The 16,326-nt window shown below is 46.5% G+C and carries 16 protein-coding genes and 1 pseudogene; 11 read left to right on the forward strand and 6 right to left on the reverse strand.

Features of this window, described 5'->3' with window-relative positions; genetic code table 11:
* Positions 1–21: 21 nt before the first annotated feature.
* Genes gspJ through BCT11_RS25230 form a run of 5 tightly spaced genes read left to right on the forward strand, consistent with a single transcriptional unit; the run spans position 22 to position 4,120 of the window.
* Positions 22–684: a type II secretion system minor pseudopilin GspJ gene (gene gspJ / locus BCT11_RS25210; RefSeq protein ID WP_102389555.1), complete on the forward strand. Its 663-nt coding sequence runs from the start codon at positions 22–24 to the stop codon at positions 682–684.
* Entirely contained in the window at positions 677–1,687 is a 1,011-nt protein-coding gene (gene gspK, locus BCT11_RS25215; RefSeq protein ID WP_102389556.1) for a type II secretion system minor pseudopilin GspK, read from the forward strand. The genes gspJ and gspK overlap by 8 nt, the downstream gene beginning before the upstream one ends.
* Positions 1,656–2,858 (forward strand): type II secretion system protein GspL, encoded by a 1,203-nt coding sequence (gene gspL, locus BCT11_RS25220; protein WP_045422166.1) that lies wholly within the window; start codon positions 1,656–1,658, stop codon positions 2,856–2,858. The genes gspK and gspL overlap by 32 nt, the downstream gene beginning before the upstream one ends.
* A gap of 7 nt (positions 2,859–2,865) precedes the next feature.
* A complete protein-coding gene (locus BCT11_RS25225; protein ID WP_038870069.1) occupies positions 2,866–3,357 on the forward strand; it encodes a type II secretion system protein M in 492 nt (163 codons plus the stop codon).
* Position 3,358: 1 nt separating this feature from the next.
* Positions 3,359–4,120: a type II secretion system protein N gene (locus BCT11_RS25230; protein WP_102389557.1), complete on the forward strand. Its 762-nt coding sequence runs from the start codon at positions 3,359–3,361 to the stop codon at positions 4,118–4,120.
* Between the two features lie 288 nt (positions 4,121–4,408).
* Here the strand turns inward: BCT11_RS25230 and cysQ are convergent, their stop codons facing one another.
* From cysQ to BCT11_RS25250, 4 genes are all read right to left on the reverse strand, one after another.
* A complete protein-coding gene (gene cysQ / locus BCT11_RS25235) occupies positions 4,409–5,236 on the reverse strand; it encodes a 3'(2'),5'-bisphosphate nucleotidase CysQ (protein ID WP_038870073.1) in 828 nt (275 codons plus the stop codon).
* Positions 5,237–5,280: 44 nt separating this feature from the next.
* A complete protein-coding gene (gene nudE, locus BCT11_RS25240; RefSeq protein ID WP_102389558.1) occupies positions 5,281–5,850 on the reverse strand; it encodes an ADP compounds hydrolase NudE in 570 nt (189 codons plus the stop codon).
* A 190-nt stretch (positions 5,851–6,040) separates the two neighbouring features.
* A complete protein-coding gene (nfuA, locus tag BCT11_RS25245) occupies positions 6,041–6,625 on the reverse strand; it encodes a Fe-S biogenesis protein NfuA (RefSeq protein WP_038870077.1) in 585 nt (194 codons plus the stop codon).
* 97 nt (positions 6,626–6,722) lie between these two features.
* On the reverse strand, positions 6,723–7,448 hold the full coding sequence (locus BCT11_RS25250; RefSeq protein ID WP_045409278.1) for an amidophosphoribosyltransferase: 726 nt from the start codon (positions 7,446–7,448) through the stop codon (positions 6,723–6,725).
* A gap of 84 nt (positions 7,449–7,532) precedes the next feature.
* On the opposite strand from BCT11_RS25250, the gene bioH reads away from it, so the two are divergent.
* A complete protein-coding gene (gene bioH, locus BCT11_RS25255) occupies positions 7,533–8,297 on the forward strand; it encodes a pimeloyl-ACP methyl ester esterase BioH (RefSeq protein ID WP_198594000.1) in 765 nt (254 codons plus the stop codon).
* Between the two features lie 135 nt (positions 8,298–8,432).
* A complete protein-coding gene (locus tag BCT11_RS25260; protein WP_102389560.1) occupies positions 8,433–8,897 on the forward strand; it encodes an ATP-dependent Lon protease in 465 nt (154 codons plus the stop codon).
* Between the two features lie 124 nt (positions 8,898–9,021).
* Here BCT11_RS25260 and BCT11_RS25265 read toward each other — a convergent pair whose 3' ends face one another.
* Complete coding sequence (locus tag BCT11_RS25265; protein WP_039975908.1) at positions 9,022–11,343, reverse strand: Tex family protein; 2,322 nt, start codon at positions 11,341–11,343, stop codon at positions 9,022–9,024.
* 210 nt (positions 11,344–11,553) lie between these two features.
* Between BCT11_RS25265 and BCT11_RS25270 the strand changes: the two genes are divergently transcribed.
* On the forward strand, positions 11,554–13,437 hold the full coding sequence (locus BCT11_RS25270) for a RimK/LysX family protein (protein ID WP_096030860.1): 1,884 nt from the start codon (positions 11,554–11,556) through the stop codon (positions 13,435–13,437).
* A gap of 72 nt (positions 13,438–13,509) precedes the next feature.
* On the opposite strand, the pseudogene BCT11_RS25275 reads toward BCT11_RS25270, so the two are convergent.
* Positions 13,510–13,854: pseudogene (locus tag BCT11_RS25275) on the reverse strand (GreA/GreB family elongation factor); the annotation flags it as partial.
* 170 nt (positions 13,855–14,024) lie between these two features.
* On the opposite strand from BCT11_RS25275, the gene BCT11_RS28070 reads away from it, so the two are divergent.
* From BCT11_RS28070 to BCT11_RS25290, 3 genes are all read left to right on the forward strand, one after another.
* Positions 14,025–14,174, forward strand: a complete 150-nt coding sequence (locus tag BCT11_RS28070) for a hypothetical protein (RefSeq protein ID WP_157939367.1) — start codon at positions 14,025–14,027, stop codon at positions 14,172–14,174.
* A 198-nt stretch (positions 14,175–14,372) separates the two neighbouring features.
* A complete protein-coding gene (gene gmtY / locus BCT11_RS25285; protein WP_102389562.1) occupies positions 14,373–15,668 on the forward strand; it encodes a gamma-mobile-trio recombinase GmtY in 1,296 nt (431 codons plus the stop codon).
* Positions 15,668–16,326 (forward strand): integrase repeat-containing protein (locus tag BCT11_RS25290; RefSeq protein ID WP_277869665.1); only part of this gene is annotated, 659 nt, incomplete at its 3' end. The genes gmtY and BCT11_RS25290, both read left to right, overlap by 1 nt.

Here is a 16,326-nt window from a genome sequence, read left to right on the forward strand (position 1 = left end):
AAGCGATATAAGGCATCAAGTATGAAATCGAATCGAGGTTTTACCTTGATCGAAGTGCTCGTCTCGATTGCTATTTTTGCGAGCTTAAGCGTTGCTGCCTATCAAGTGGTCTCGCAGGTGCAACGCAGTAATGTGTTATCGCAAGAACGTACGCAACGTTTGAACGAGTTGCAACGTGCAATGGTGATGATGGATAACGATTTCCGCCAAATGGCCATGCGTCAGATGCGAACCAATGGTGAAGAGCCATCAAAGCAGTTGTTGTTTTGGTCGGAATACCTGCTTGATTCGGATGCGAAAGGCGTGATGTTTGCGCGTTTGGGGTGGCACAACCCTCAGCAGCAGTTCCCACGTGGTGAAGTCACGAAAGTTGGCTATCGCATTAAAGATGAAGTTCTACAGCGTGTATGGTGGCGTTACCCAGATACACCCGTTGGACAAGAGGGTATTGTGACACCGCTTCTGACTCAGGTCGAAGAATTTGATATGCGTTTCTACGATGGCAAAGCGTGGAAAAAAACATGGGAAAGTAAGCAAGAGTTACCGAAAGCGGTTTCTGTTGTTTTGAAACTCAAAGACTACGGTGAGATCAGCCGTATTTACTTAACCTCTGGAGGCAAGATCAGCGCCTCTGGGCAAGATGACTCATCCAATGATGAATCCTCCGGAGGCAATAATGGCTAAGCGACAACGTGGTGTAGCGCTTATTATTGTTTTAATGCTACTGGCGATTATGACGACCGTTGCAGCAAGTATGTCTGAACGATTGTTTTTGCAGTTTCAGCGAGGCGCGAACCAGATCAATTACCAACAGGCGTATTGGTATAGTTTGGGGGTTGAGGCGTTGGCTGAAATTGGTATTGAGCAGAGCTACGAAGACAGCGATACCATTAATATGAGCCAGCCTTGGGCAATTAAAGAACAAGTGTATCCGCTAGATTATGGTCAAGCGGCCGGACGCATCGTAGACAAACAAGCTTGCTTTAATATGAATGTATTAGCAAGTGTTCAGCCATCGGGTGACTCGACAAATCGTCCTTATTTGGTGCAAGTGTTCCAGCGCTTGATGGAAGAGATGGACGTGGAACCATACCAAGCGGAAGTGATTGCTGATTCGACTTGGGAATACGTCGATAGCGACAGCACAGTGCGCTCCGCTGCCGGTGTAGAAGACAGCACTTATGAGGCAATGAAGCCTGCGTATTTACCACCCAATGGCCTGATGGCTGATGCCAGCGAACTGAGAGCGGTATATCAAGTCACGGGTGACATTTATCAGAAGATCGCACCGATGATTTGTGCTATTCCCACAGATGATTGGCGTTTGAACGTAAATACTATTGAAGTCGAACAAGCGCCGATCTTAGTCGCGATATTTACTCCTGGCTTGAGTTCTAGTGATGCGGTGCAGTTAATTGAAAAGCGCCCTTTCGATGGTTGGGATAGTGTTGATGAATTTTTAGCTGAGTCAGAATTAGCTGGCTTGAGCGATGATGTAAAGAAAAATGCTAAAGGCTACTTAGGAGTCGATAGCTCCTTTTTTGAATTGGACGCACAAGTACTGGTGGATGAATCCCGAGTACGTATCCGTAGTCTTTTACAAAGTACAGATAGAGAAACGGTGACTGTCGTTCGCCGTCGTTTTGGAGGAATCAGTGAGCGAGTTTCTGACCGTTCGGCTGAGTAGCGAACAACAAAGTACCATTCCATGGTTGGTGTGGTCGACACAACAGCAAGACGTGATTGCCAGTGGTGAACTCGCCGGATGGGAACATCTGGATGAGTTGGCGTCTTACGCTGATCAGCGACAAGTGATTGCCTTGTTAGCCAGTAATGATGTTGTGCTGACAGAAGTAGATATCCCGCCGGGTGCTGCTCGTCAGTTTGATAGCATGCTGCCTTATTTGGTGGAAGATGAAGTCGCACAAGACGTGGATAACCTGCATTTCACAGTATTAGACAAGCAAGCAGAGAAAGCGCAAATTTGTGCTGTTGAGCGTGCTTGGGTTCAAACCATTTTGCAGCGTTTTTCCAGTCAAGGTATTGTAATTAAGCGTATCCTTCCTGATGTGCTGGCGTTGCCTGTGCATGAAGAAAACAGCTCTGCGGTGGCGTTGGGTGAGCAATGGCTAATTCGTCATTCCAATACTCAAGGTGCGGTGGTCGATGCGTCGTGGCTAGATTTATACCTTTCTGCTTATCTGCAAGCGAATGAAGGATGGAAACTTGATTGTTACAGTTCGATTCCTGAATCTTCACTCCCAGAGGTTTGGGTCGCAAAGCCTGAAGAAATGGCGATGGCACTACTTGCTAAAGGTGTTTCTGAAAGCAAGGTCAACCTATTAACGGGTAGCTTCAAGCCAAAATCGTCTTGGGGTAAGTACGTAAAAGTCTGGCAAAAAGCTGCTATCGCTGCGGGTGTGCTATTGGTTGTTCTTGTGGGGCAGCAATTGCTGGTGGTCCATAAATATGAGGCGCAAGCACAAGCCTATCGTGAAGAAAGTGAACGCATTTTCCGCCAAATTTTCCCGAACAAGAAGCGAATTCCAACGGTCAGTTACCTGAAGCGTCAGATGACCGATGAAGAGCGTCGTCTTTCTGGTGGTACAAGTGAAACTGCAATGCTGTCTTGGATAGCGGCACTGCCAACGACACTGGGTCAGGTTAAAGATCTGGAGATAACCAGCTTTAAATACGATGGCCAACGCGGTGAAGTACGCATTCAAGCAAGCAGTTCAGATTTCCAACCGTTTGAGCAAGCGCGTGTGAAATTGGCAGAAAAGTTCACTGTTGAACAAGGTCAGCTGAATCGCAACGGAAATGTTGTGATAGGCAGCTTTGTACTAAAACGTTTGTGAGGTGATGATGAAGAATTTAATCGCTCAGGCTCAAGCTTGGTGGAATAGCATCTCACAACGTGAGCAACGTTTGGTGATGGGTGGTGGTGTGATTGCCATTATCGGAATGATTTATTGGGGGCTACTACAGCCAATGAATCAACGAGCTGAACTCGCTCAGACTCGAATTCAGTCAGAAAAACAGTTGTTGAATTGGGTGCAAGACAAGGCTGATGATATTACTGCTCTACGCAAAAGTGGTGGAGTCAGCTTCTCTAATCAACCTCTGAACCAATTAGTTTCTTCTTCTGCTCGTCGTTACAAAGTGGAGCTGATTCGAGTTCAACCACGTAATGAAAGTGTTCAAGTTTGGATTAAGCCATTGGCATTTAACCAGATGGTAGATTGGCTGCGTTACCTAAAAGAACAACAAGGTATTGAGGTTGAATTTCTCGATATCGATCGTACAGACCAAGCAGGCATGATTGATGTGAATCGCCTGCAATTTAAGCGAGGTTAAGGTGAAGCGAGCAATACTTTACGTTGTTATATTCATAGCCTTTTTCTCCACAAGTTTGATTGTTGGATTGCCTGTTTCTTGGGTGCTTCAACAAGTACCGACGGTAAGAGGGTTAGAAATTCAAGATGCCCAAGGCTCTGTGTGGCAAGGCCGTGCTTCTAACATCAGCTGGCAGCGTCAAAATCTCGGTGAGGTAAATTGGGATTTCCAACTATCAAGCTTATTCACTGGTAAAGCGGAATTCGCCGTACGTTTTGGCCGTGGAAGTGATATGGACGTTCGTGGTCGTGGTTTGGTTGGCTATAGCCTAACTGGTGGTCCATACGCTGAAAATTTGGTTGCATCGATTCCGGCTGCCAAAGTAGTGGAGCAAGCGCGTATTCCTGTGCCAGTTGGCGTTGATGGTCAGCTTGAGCTCAATATCCGTCATGCGACTTACGCGACACCTTGGTGTAAAACGGGTGAAGGTACACTAGTTTGGAATGCGAGTGGCATTCAAAGCCCGCTCGGTAGCCTTGAACTTGGCCCTGTGATTGCCGATCTGAACTGTAAAGACAGCGTACTATCGGCATCAGGTGAGCAAAAGAGCAAGCAAGTGTCCGCAGCGTTTTCTGCCGAGTTGATGCCAAATCAGCGCTACTCTACCAAAGCGTGGTTTAAACCTGGGGCGGAGTTCCCATCAGGGATGAGTGACCAACTGAAATGGTTGGGCAACCCGAACGCTCAAGGTCAATACGAGTTTGATTACAAAGGGCGTTTCTAGTCAGTTTTAGAAACCATCCCATTATTGAAGAGCTGCTAATGTTCAGCTCTTTTTGCTTTTAGATCATAGTAGGCCAAACCTGTTATTCGCTGTACAGGAAATTCAGTTGGTTATTTGCTGTTTGTCTAAACTTCTGATTTTTAAGTAAATGGTATGTACATGTACAGCTGGGTGAGCATTTAGAACATGGTAGGCTAAATGCTCCTATCGCTGTACAAGAGATAAAAAGAAAGGCCACGAAGTCGATTCGTGGCCTTTTAAAATCTAGCTATGCAGTTTGGATTGTGATCAATCTTTGCGCTGTAGAATCTCATCCCAAGGCAAATCCGCATCGCCCAGTACGATGAAGTTCGGATTTTCTAACGTCTCGCGCTCGTTGTAAGACAGCGGCTCAAGTTGTGTGCTGAGAATACGTCCGCCCGCTTCTTCCACAATACACTGCGTAGCCGCAGTATCCCACTCGCCAGTTGGACCTAGACGTAAGTAACAGTCCACAGCACCTTCAGCGACAAGGCATGCTTTAAGTGCGGCAGAGCCGAGTGGAATTAAATCGTAGTTCCAAGCACTGCTCATACGACTGGTAATGCGGTTGATGTCTTGGCGACGACTGATTGCGATTGCGATGTTTTGTCCCGGTTGTTCATGTTTGTGGGTATGAATTTTCACACTCTCTGACATGTCTGGGATCTTCCATGCACCTTTGCCATTGTAAGCATAGTAAGTTACGCCAGAAACTGGACCGTAAACTACTCCCATGGTTGGCTTGTTGTTGTCGATCAGAGCAATGATGGTCGCGAAGTCACCACTGCGTGCGATGAATTCTTGTGTACCATCAAGAGGGTCAACTAACCAGTAACGTTCCCACTGTGCGCGTTGTTCTAAGCTAATGTCCGCTGCTTCTTCTGAAAGCACGGGGATATCAGGTGTCAGCTCGCTTAGGCGTTCTGTAATTAGCTTATGTGCTGCAATGTCGGCACTGGTGACCGGTGTCTCATCACTTTTGATGTAGGCTTCGTACTGCTTTTTTTCGTAGATATCTAAAATCAATTGTCCTGCACTACGCGCGATCTCGATGACTTGCGGGAGCAGGTGAGATAAATCTTTTGTCATTGGCATAAGTAATGGTCCTTTCTCACAATTATGGCTCGGCTCTTTGACCGTTATTGGTTTTGGTTGTGAGTGGTGTTTTGTAAGTGTTTTAGTGCCAACATCAACGCCGTGATGCTTCTTGCTTCACAAAAATCCAAGTGCGTTAATAATTCTTCGGCTTGAGCAAGTGGCCAGCGAACAATTTCTAATGGCTCTGGCTCATCACCTTCTTGTTTTTCAGGGTAAAGGCTTTGTCCTAAGAACAAGGTCATCTTGCTGGAGAAATAAGAAGGAGCAAGGATGACTTGTTTGAGTGGTGTTAGCGCGTTAGAGCCAAAACCAATTTCTTCTTTAAGCTCACGATTTGCCGCTTGATGCGGAGTCTCCCCTGGGTCAATCAAACCTTTTGGAAAGCCGAGCTCGTAGCGTTCTGTGCCTGCTGCGTATTCGCGTACGAGCAGTAAATCGCCTTGCTCCGTAACAGGAACAATCATTACAGCATCGCGCCCACTTGGCTTCATACGCTCGTAGGTACGCAACTCACCATTAGAGAAGCGAAGGTCTAGGGCTTCCACGGCAAACAGTTTAGATTGTGCGACCGTCTGACAAGAGAGTATCTCTGGTGGGGTCCTTTTCGACATAACGCCGGCTCCTATGTGTCGTTGACTCTTTAAAGCTAATGAGATTTCTTAATATATGAGAAGAAGGCTCGAGTTTCTAGCGTGATGATTCAGCTTCGTTCGATTGAAAACAAAAATGGGAAGCAAACGCCTCCCATTTTTCGTCAATGTACACTTTTACTGGCTCTCAAAGCCGAGTTCTTTTGAACGTTTAGTAGTAAGAGTGATCACCACGGTCATGTTCTGTTGCGTCGCGAACCGCTGTCAATTCACCAATGAATTGGTTCAGTAGTTCTTTCTCGATGCCTTCTTTTAGTGTCACATCAACCATTGAACAGCCGTTACAGCCGCCACCGAATGCAACGATAGCGATACCGTCGTCAGTGATTTCAACAAGGTTTACGTGACCACCATGACCTGCTAACTGAGGGTTCACTTGAGTTTGGATTACGTACTCTACACGCTCTACTAGAGGTGCGTCGTCAGACACTTTGCGCATTTTAGCGTTAGGTGCTTTTAGCGTCAGTTGAGAACCCATTTTGTCTGTTACGAAATCGATTTCAGCATCTTCCAGGAAAGGTAGGCTTAGCTCGTCAACGAAAGCAGAGAAACCGCTGTAAGGGATTTCGGTGTCAGTGCCTTCAATGGCTTCTGGTGGGCAGTAAGACACGCCACACTCTGCGTTTTGTGTTCCTGGGTTTACAACGAAAACTCGAATGTTAGTACCTTCAGGTTGTTGGCCTAAAAGGTTGGCGAAATGCGTTTGCGCAGTTTCTGTAATAGTAATATTTGACACGACGAATACCTGAGTAAATTTGTAGGCTATTGCTGCTATTCTACTCCTGTTACCGCCTTGGTCTAGTCTTTTTGATACTAAGGCATTGCCAAGCGATCTAGCCTGAACCAGGGGCAGGAGTTCTGCAGATGCAGTAAATATCGATGCTTTCTACGCCAACTTCAAGTAGTAAATGACATAATTGTCGGACGGTACTGCCTGTTGTGACAACATCGTCCACGATAGCAATGTGGGAAAAGTTTACCTCACCGTGTAGGGCAAATGCTGCTTTCAAATTTTGCTCGCGACCGGCTTTTTTATTTCCACGTTGAGATTGTGCGCTTTTGACGCGTTTAAAAACGCGATTGCGATAGTTGCTATTCAAGTGGTGCGCTAAATGTGTCGCCAAGACATGACTCTGATTAAATCCTCGCTTTAAGTAACGTTGCCAATGCAAAGGGACACTAGTAATGATAGGAGCAGGATGCTCGATTCGTTCCGCTAACAATTGAGTTAGGGCGGTAACATGCCAAGATTCACCATTATCCTTAAAACGTTGTACTTGATGAGAAAGGGGGAAATCATAATCTCCCAACGTATACAAACGTTGCCAAGGCGGTGGCTCTTTCAGGCACTCACCGCACTCCGTTGAGGTTTGTGACGCCTCCTCTGTCATCTTTAAACCACAGCGAGTGCACCGTTTGATGGGTGTAAGGTGTTCAAAACAATGGTCGCACCAACGCATTGGGTTTGGTTTCTGTTCTGTGGAGATCGGAAATCGACACAAACCGCATTGATTGCCAAGTACACGGTGCATGATGTTTTGCCATTGATCAGATAACATACAATCCATCCAAGGTGAGCGAGTCATCAGATTAAAGCTTGGAATGTCTAGTAAGGAATAAGATAAGTGGGAGAGAACGAGAACATGAGCACGAATTTACACTGGCAGTCGTTTGGTCAAGGACCAGATTTAGTGTTGCTTCATGGATGGGGTATGAATGGTGCGGTATGGCAGCAGACGGTCGAGTCTCTTCAACCTTATTTCCGAGTGCATGTGGTCGATCTTCCGGGGTACGGACACAGCGCAGAATCTCACGCTGAAGACTTAGCAAAAATCGCTGACCTTATTCTGCAAGACGCGCCAGAAAAAGCAGTGTGGCTTGGCTGGTCACTAGGTGGCTTGGTGGCAACCCACATTGCACTTAATGCACCGCAGCGTGTGAGCAAGTTAATCACGGTAGCCAGTTCACCAAAATTTTCTGCTGAACGCCCTTGGCGTGGCATTCAACCTAACGTATTGACCGCATTCACCGATCAATTGCTGGAAGACTTCTCGGTCACGATTGAGCGCTTTATGGCGCTGCAAGCGATGGGCAGCCCGTCTGCGCGCAAAGACGTAAAACAACTCAAGCAAGCCGTACTATCACGTCCACAACCAAACCCTGATTCATTGTTGGTTGGTTTGAACATTCTTGCCGATGTGGATTTGCGCGATGCTTTGGCTTCCCTTTCTATGCCGATGCTACGCCTTTATGGTCGACTTGATGGTTTAGTGCCAATCAAAGTGGCAAGTGACTTGAGTGAACAGTTGCCAAGTTCTCAGCAGTTTGTTTTCAACCAATCTTCCCACGCGCCGTTCATAACCGAACATGAAGCGTTTTGTCTCCAAGTGCGAGAATTTGCCGCTTAATTAGCGAGTCTACAAACCTAAGCGAATAAAACCCTAAAGCTGTTTAAAAATTGGTCGATATAAGTTTTAGTAAACTCTTCTTGTAGGAGGAGTTTGCTGTATTGACGAGTTGGGCGACTCTGAGGAGGGTTCGCAATGATTGTGTCACCGGCTAACGTAAGCGTGCCACTGATCGCCCCATCCGTTAATGTGCAGACGGAACAAGCTGCTCGTGACAATAAAGTCCGAGAACCTGTCACGCCAACAGTCGCACTGGCAAAAAACAATGCGGAGCGCAAAGTAAAAAGTGATGAGAAGCGGCGACGCCAATCCTCGTGGGACCCATCGGAGCATCCAGGTTACGAAGTGGAACCCGAGGTGGATACCCGTTATCACGAAGAACCTGAAGACACGCTAGAGCGTCTCTTCGGTTTGCTTGCGCTCAAGAGTTACAGCGAAGATCAGGGTAAGGGCTACGCGATACGCTTTCGATTACCTAAGCGCATTTTGGATGCTGCGGTCAAAGAGGGATTGATGGAAAAGCGCAGGAAGGTGATTAAGTTTCATTATGGTCACTCGGTCGCGCCCCATACACCGTCAGAAGTGATAGCAGTATTATGACGACTCAATATCCTACTCAAACAAAAACGCTCCAAGCAGATTCACTGATTGGAGCGTTTTCTTTTTAGTTGTGAAAATTCGTTAGTGGTGAAGTCTCGTTATTAGTAGTGAAGCCTTGGCGAGATTACTTTTTCGCTTTAGCAAACGCTGCGGCAAAAGCACCGCCCATCGCGTTGTTAGATGACGAGTCATCACGGCGAGGTTGACGACGCTGCGGTTGGTCATTACGGCGCGGCGCTGCTGATGAGCGTTGGCTACGGTTGTCTTGACCCGGTTCGTCGTTCATACGCATTGAGAGACCAATACGCTTACGCTGCACGTCCACTTCCATTACTTTCACTTTAACGATGTCGCCCGCCTTCACCACTTCACGTGGATCAGACACAAAGCGATCTGTCAGTGCAGAGATGTGTACTAGACCATCTTGGTGAACGCCGATATCAACGAAGGCACCGAAGTTGGCTACGTTCGATACTACGCCTTCTAGGATCATACCCGGTTCCAAGTCAGAAACTGAGTTTACACCTTCTGCAAACGTCGCCGTTTTGAATTCTGGACGTGGGTCACGGCCCGGTTTATCCAGTTCTTTGATGATGTCAGTAATGGTTGGCACACCGAAGTTATCGTCAGTGTAATCGACAGCATGCAGACCTTTTAAGAAGCTTGAATCACCAATCAGTGCTTTGATGTCTTTGCTGTTCTTTTCAGAAATCGCTTTTACCACTGGGTACGCTTCTGGGTGAACTGCAGATGCATCAAGTGGGTTCTTACCATCCATGATTCGTAGGAAGCCAGCACACTGTTCGAATGCCTTAGGACCCAAGCGAGGCACTTTCTTCAAGGTCGTGCGAGCTTCGAAACGACCGTTTTCATCACGGAAGTCGACAATGTTCTGCGCGATGGTGCTAGATAAACCCGCTACGCGTGTCAGTAGCGCTGCAGAGGCGGTATTCACATCAACACCCACCGCGTTTACACAGTCTTCCACAATCGCATCTAGGCGTTTTGCCAGCATAGATTGGCTAACGTCGTGCTGGTACTGACCCACACCGATCGACTTAGGATCAATTTTCACTAGTTCAGCCAGTGGGTCTTGCAGACGACGAGCAATCGACACCGCACCACGCAGAGACACGTCCATATTCGGAAATTCTTTCGCTGCAAGCTCAGACGCAGAGTAAACTGATGCCCCCGCTTCACTCACGATAATTTTCTGAACTTTCAGGTTGCCACGTTTGATGACGTCTGCGACAAAACTGTCGGTTTCACGTGAAGCCGTGCCGTTGCCGATAGCGATCAAATCCACGTTGTACTTGCGCACCAACTGATCAACGACTTGCGCTGATTTGTCGTATTGCTTTTGTGGTGGGTGAGGGTAGATGGTTTCGGTTGCAAGCACCTTACCAGTCGGATCGACAATAGCGATTTTAGAGCCCGTGCGCAGGCCAGGATCGAGACCAAGTGTTGCACGAGGACCTGCCGGTGCTGCCATCAACAAGTCTTTTAGGTTGGTGGCAAATACTTCAATCGCTTCGATTTCTGCACGCTCTTTCATTGCGCCCATTAGCTCGGTTTCCATGTGCATCGATACTTTGATGCGCCATGCCCAGCTAATTACTTGCTTACGCCACGTATCCGCAGGTGCGCTGCTAAGCGTCACGCCGTAGTGGTCAGCGATAATTGTTTCGCAGTAAGACTGGCGAACGCCTTCTTCCTGTTCTGGATCGGCATTCATTGCCAATGTCAGGAAGCCCTCGTTACGACCGCGTAGCATCGCCAGTGCGCGGTGCGATGGCACTTTGCTTAGGGCCTCGTTGTGGTTGAAGTAGTCTTTGAACTTCTCACCTTCTTGCTCTTTGCCTTCTACGACACGAGCACCCATTTCTGCACTGCGGTTTAGATGAGCGCGGATTTTCTCTAGAAGATTCGCGTCTTCAGCGATGCGCTCCATGATGATTGCGCGAGCGCCATCCAGTGCGGCTTTGGTGTCTGCCACGCCTTTGTCTGCATCAAGGTATTTGCTTGCTTCGCTTTCTGGCTCAGTTTGCGGATGATTCCAAAGCTGGTCTGCGAGCGGCTCAAGACCGGCTTCAATCGCGATCTGACCTTTGGTACGACGCTTTGGTTTGTAAGGTAGATACAAGTCTTCAAGACGAGTCTTGCTGTCTGCCTGAGTGATTTCTTGTTCTAGCTCTGGCGTAAGTTTGCCTTGCTCTTGAATCGACTTCAGGATGGTTTGACGGCGATCGTCCAGCTCACGAAGGTAAGACAGACGGCTGTCTAGAGTACGCAGTTGGGTATCATCAAGACCGCCCGTCACCTCTTTACGGTAACGTGCAATAAATGGGACCGTGTTACCGTCATCGATAAGGGTTACAGCAGCGTTGACTTGCTCAGGGCGAACATTCAGCTCTTGAGCAATCATGCGACAGATAGCTTGGCTCATCCGTGTATTCTCTTTAATTCTGTTTGGGTATTGGTTGTGTATAGAACATTGGGGCCATTCATGGAATTTGCAATGTTTTAAACTAGTAACGCAAAAATTTACCGAGCGCTGGTGGACATCAGTCAGATTTGTGTCAAAACTGTAATTAAATTGAGAACTTATACGTTTGGTTATCGACTAACCCCTGTACCTTAGCTCACACGGAAAACAATGATGAAGAAAATGTCTTTGGCTCTGGCGCTCTCAGGTGCCTTATTAGCGGCACCGCTCGCGTGGTCACAATCTCTCTCTGCAACAACCCAAGATCCAATCTATCAACTTGATGACAAACTGGTACTAGGCCGTGTTGAAAGCGTGTATTACAGCGACATTCCAGAGCTAAGCGATGTGCCGTTCATCGGTAAAATTGATACCGGTGCCGATACGACATCGATGCACGCAGAAAACATCCATGTAAGCAGTACCAACCCAGAATACAAAAACTTAAAAGATAGCAAGTTGATGTGGGCAATCATCGATGACCTTGGAGGAACTAAAGCGAAGTGGGATGCAGACAGCTTCAAGCCTTATCAAGTGAAAGTGACGTTCACTCTTCATCACCCATACACCGGTAAAGAAATTAAGATCACCGATGATCTTGAACGTATCAGTGCGATCCGTAGCCGTACCAGTGAAAAACCAATTTTGCGCCCGACGGTAAAAATGCCGATGACCATTGCAGGGCATACTGTGGACACCGTGGTGAACCTAACCAAGCGTACTCAATTCTCAGCGCCGATTTTGATTGGTAAAACTTACCTTGATAACAATGCGTGGGTGTTTGCTGGCTACGATTATCTTCAAGAGCAACCTAAAGCCCAGATGATTGGTAAAAAAGAAACGGTTGAAGTCGAAGGTGTGCCATACAAAATTAGCATCTCAACCACCAGTCGTTACACCAATGTGCATGCTTTGAATATCAAAGTAGACGAGAAGAAAAAACAGGTTTCGTTCACCTTAGAAGGTGAAAACGGTAAACGTCATCCAATGACTCTGCCATTAGTGCGTATGCTGAAAACAAGTAAAAGCGAGCGCCCTTTGGTTTATTTACCTGTCAAAGTGAGCGAAACCGAGACTCAGCAATGGTTGGTGTACCTACGTGACCGCAGTGGTTTCAGTTCGCAAATTCGCTTGGGTAAGGATGTTGCAAGCCAGCACTTTGTGATTGATACCGATAAAGAAAATCTTCTCGGCGGGGTTGAGAAGTCTTTTAAGAGTGCATTGAAATCGAAACCGCTGGTTATCTCGCCAGAGGAATCCGTCAATATTGATGGCTACGTCTTGTCTGCGTATCCCACTTTTGCGGTGAAGACACCACTGATGCGTGTGGATGGTTTTGAATTGACCGAAAAAGACAAGAAAGAAGTCGTGACCTTCTATCTCCCGAATGCAGAAGGCAAAGAAGAGAAAATCACTAAACGCGTATTGAAGAAGCTCAAGGTAGGTGACTCAGTACGCCCAGTAGTGGAAGGTGAGTTCCTATTTGGTGACGAAGAGAAGACCATTGATTTCGCCATTGATGTGTTAGAGAAGGACGACCAAGAGCAACCATTTTTTGTCTTTGGCCACAACATGGCAAAAGGTGGTGTGCTTCTGAATACTCGTGCGGATCATTTGCTGGATGCAAAACCGCTGTTCAAAGCGGGCCATATTGAAGTGGCGGAAGTGGAAGGTATGTCATTCCCTGTGAAGTTGGATACAGGTGCGGATGTGAGCTCGATTAATGCCAAGAACATCAAACAGTTCAAGAAAGATGGCAAAGACATGGTGAGCTTTACCTACGAGAATGACAGCGGCATGAAGAAAGAATTTACCAAGCCTGTTGTCGACGTGATGCGCATTAAAGCCAAGAAAGGTGAGAAAGCCAACGTACGCCCTGTCGTGGAAATGCACGTCAAGTTGGGTGAGTTAGAGAAGAAGATTCGCGTTAACCTGCAAGACCGCAGCCGCTTCCATTACAGCATGATTCTGGGTAAGAACTTCTTGAAGCACGGTGCGATTGTTGCCAGCGATACCAACTACATTGTGACCGAGAAGCCTGACTACGAAGAGTAACCTTCAAGGTTGATATCCAAAACGTAAAAGCCGCACTCTTAAGTGCGGCTTTCTTTTTATCGTGTAACTCAATCAGTTTTCTTTGCCTTGGTAGCGAATACTATTGATAAACCATTCTTTGTAGCCTTCCGGCGTTCTTACTGCGAATTCGTCATCGACTTCTTTTTTTAGAAGCGCACGAGCCATTGGGGAATCAATCGAGATATAGCCTTTTGCATCACCATAGATTTCATCGGGACCAACGATGCGGAAACTCTTCACATCGCCCGCTTCGTTCTCAATTTCCACCCAAGCACCAAAGAACACTTTGCCTTCTTGCTGAGGTGAGTAATCCACCACTTTGACTTGCTCTAGACGCTTGCGTAAGTATCTGACGCGGCGGTCAATTTCACGCAAGCGTTTTTTGTTGTACTGATATTAGTACTATTTAGGAAAGCATACTAAAACTGCATATATTCACATCATTGATTACGTTTAGTTTGATAATTATGAAACTGGCGTTTGTGAGAACTATAAACTATATACTAATTGGTATATTAAGAAATCCTTAGTATTGGTTGAATTGTGAACTCCTAGGAAGGTGCGAAATGTCTGAAAGGTTTATGAGCTATGAGCAAGCTAGTAAGGCGGCAGTTAAGCTGAAGATAAAGTCAGCAGAAGAGTATAAAGAGAGATACGAGCAAGAGAAGAAAGACGAGCCTTCACACCACACTAATGCGTCAAAAAAACGGAAATAAAGGGATGAGGTGAACTATGATTCGTGATAAACGATGGACAAGTTGGCGTGAGTTTTTGGAGAGCAGTGGTCGACTCTCCGATTGTGATGATCGGGAATGTAAGAATAAACAGCAGTTTAAGCATCTACCTATAAATATAACCCGTTATTACGCCAAGAACTGGACTGGATGGCGTGACTACTTCAAACAAGCAAAGAAATGAGCTTCGTGCTCAAGCGCTCAGTGAACTACAAAGCTGGGACAAGCCAGCTCTCATTTCGCTTTCCTGCGCTTTTTACTGAAAATGGTTTGCTGATTTCTCACTTGAGGTTTTTGCATGAGAATCGCAACAAATCTCAGTCGTGGCTAGAGCGTAATACCTTCGCTGTAGAACTTCTTTTAAAGTACATAGAGCGACAGGTATCAAGCTTCTCATCGGCTACAGATCTACTAAGAGCTTTTGTCGAAGCGTTACAGTTCGGAACTATTCAAGACGGACGAGATCGTTCAGGTCTATTCTGGTCTCCTCGAAGAAATGAGGACGTAAATGTTCTTCTTCGACATATTACGGATTATTGCGACTACCTCGATACTATCCATGGCACTGACTTGCCCAAGCTAAACCCCTTGAGGAAAGCAACTCATGCAGAAGAGCGTTTGCAATGGTGTGCCTACTACAGGAGGCACCGTCGTAGTTTTCTGAATCACTTAGCTAAACAACCCCGACAGCAATTTTCAGTCGCTAGAAAGGTTCGTGGACCTGAGAGGCATCTAGTCGATATCGAAGTGGTATACCGGTTTCCAGAAGATCGAATTGAAGACTTACTGCTATATGGGTTTGTTTCTGCTTCAGGGGAGCCGGATTATGGTAGTCAGTTAATCGTAATGTTGATGCATTATGGTGGACTACGATTGTCAGAGTGTTTCCACGTATTTACCGATGATATATCAATAGACCCACAGTCAGGTGCAGCTCTTGTATCGGTTTTCCATCCTAGTGATGGAAAGTCTCCAGATGAACGTTTCAGTAAACGAAATGAATACTTGGTTAATAAATACCGACTGAATCCACGGAATGAGTATCCGAGAAGCCATAGGCTCTACGCTGGCTGGAAAGGACCTTTGCTTACAAATCGCAATCTGTCTTTTGATGTCATGTTTTATCCACTAAGTAAAGCCGTTGAGTTCACTCTGTTACTACAAAAATACCTTTCGGTTAAGCCAGCTTTAGAATCTCCTTTCCTATTTGTTAACTCAAAAGGCGATACTGAGAGTAAAAAAAATTTCAATCAAAAACACAATCGAGCAGTTAAACGAATCGGACTCGAACCTTCCAAATCGCTAGGGACGACCCCACATGCACATCGACATTCCTACGGCTATAGATTAAGCCAAGGAGGTTTCTCTCAACTAGAAATTCAAAAAGCGATGCATCATAAAAGCCCTGACAGTTGCTTGGTTTACTTGACACCTTCTGACGACGAGGTTCGTCAGCAAATGAGAGGCGCTCACTGATGAAAAAATTCTACAAAACTATAAATCATGCAAGCGAAGCGGCGATAGGATTGGGCATTCAATCGCAGCCGGAATATCTGCAGCGATACAAAGAAGATGAGCGCCTTCCCTCGAATCCAAATCGGACTTATGCCGCTGACTGGGTTGATTGGTTTAGTTTTCTGGATAAAGAGAAGCGGTCTTTGTATTCGACATATGCAGAGGCCAGCAAAGCGGCGATAGGATTGGGCATTCAATCGCAGTCGGAATATTCGCAGCGATACAAAGAAGATGAGCGTCTGCCCTCGAGTCCAAATCAGATTTATGCCGCTGACTGGGTTGATTGGTTTAGTTTTCTGGATAAAGAGAAGCGACCTTGGTATCCGACATATGCAGAGGCCAGCAAAGCAGCGATAGGATTGGGCATTCAATCGCAGCCGGAATATAAGCGGCGCTACAAAGAAGATGAGCGTCTGCCCTCGAGTCCAAATCAGATTTATGCTGCTGACTGGGTTGATTGGTTTAGTTTTCTGGATAAAGAGAAGCGGTCTCGGTATCCGACATATGCAGAGGCCAGCGAAGCGGCGATAGGATTGTGCATTCAATCGCAGCTGGAATATCTGCAGCGATACAAAGAAGATGAGCGTCTTCCCTCGAATCCAAATCAGATTTATGCCGC

The sequence above is a fragment of the Vibrio sp. 10N.222.52.B12 genome (assembly GCF_002875385.1).
Taxonomy (GTDB): domain Bacteria; phylum Pseudomonadota; class Gammaproteobacteria; order Enterobacterales; family Vibrionaceae; genus Vibrio; species Vibrio jasicida.

What these genes read in the sequence shown, in the direction of transcription:
- gspJ (WP_102389555.1), top strand. Translation starts at nt 22, where the DNA reads ATGAAATCGAATCGAGGTTTTACCTTGATCGAAGTGCTCGTCTCGATT.
- gspK (WP_102389556.1), top strand. Translation starts at nt 677, where the DNA reads ATGGCTAAGCGACAACGTGGTGTAGCGCTTATTATTGTTTTAATGCTA.
- BCT11_RS25225 (WP_038870069.1), top strand. Translation starts at nt 2,866, where the DNA reads ATGAAGAATTTAATCGCTCAGGCTCAAGCTTGGTGGAATAGCATCTCA.
- cysQ (WP_038870073.1), bottom strand. Translation starts at nt 5,236, where the DNA reads ATGCCAATGACAAAAGATTTATCTCACCTGCTCCCGCAAGTCATCGAG.
- nudE (WP_102389558.1), bottom strand. Translation starts at nt 5,850, where the DNA reads ATGTCGAAAAGGACCCCACCAGAGATACTCTCTTGTCAGACGGTCGCA.
- BCT11_RS25250 (WP_045409278.1), bottom strand. Translation starts at nt 7,448, where the DNA reads ATGTTATCTGATCAATGGCAAAACATCATGCACCGTGTACTTGGCAAT.
- bioH (WP_198594000.1), top strand. Translation starts at nt 7,533, where the DNA reads ATGAGCACGAATTTACACTGGCAGTCGTTTGGTCAAGGACCAGATTTA.
- BCT11_RS25260 (WP_102389560.1), top strand. Translation starts at nt 8,433, where the DNA reads ATGATTGTGTCACCGGCTAACGTAAGCGTGCCACTGATCGCCCCATCC.
- BCT11_RS25265 (WP_039975908.1), bottom strand. Translation starts at nt 11,343, where the DNA reads ATGAGCCAAGCTATCTGTCGCATGATTGCTCAAGAGCTGAATGTTCGC.
- BCT11_RS25270 (WP_096030860.1), top strand. Translation starts at nt 11,554, where the DNA reads ATGATGAAGAAAATGTCTTTGGCTCTGGCGCTCTCAGGTGCCTTATTA.
- BCT11_RS28070 (WP_157939367.1), top strand. Translation starts at nt 14,025, where the DNA reads ATGTCTGAAAGGTTTATGAGCTATGAGCAAGCTAGTAAGGCGGCAGTT.
- gmtY (WP_102389562.1), top strand. Translation starts at nt 14,373, where the DNA reads ATGAGCTTCGTGCTCAAGCGCTCAGTGAACTACAAAGCTGGGACAAGC.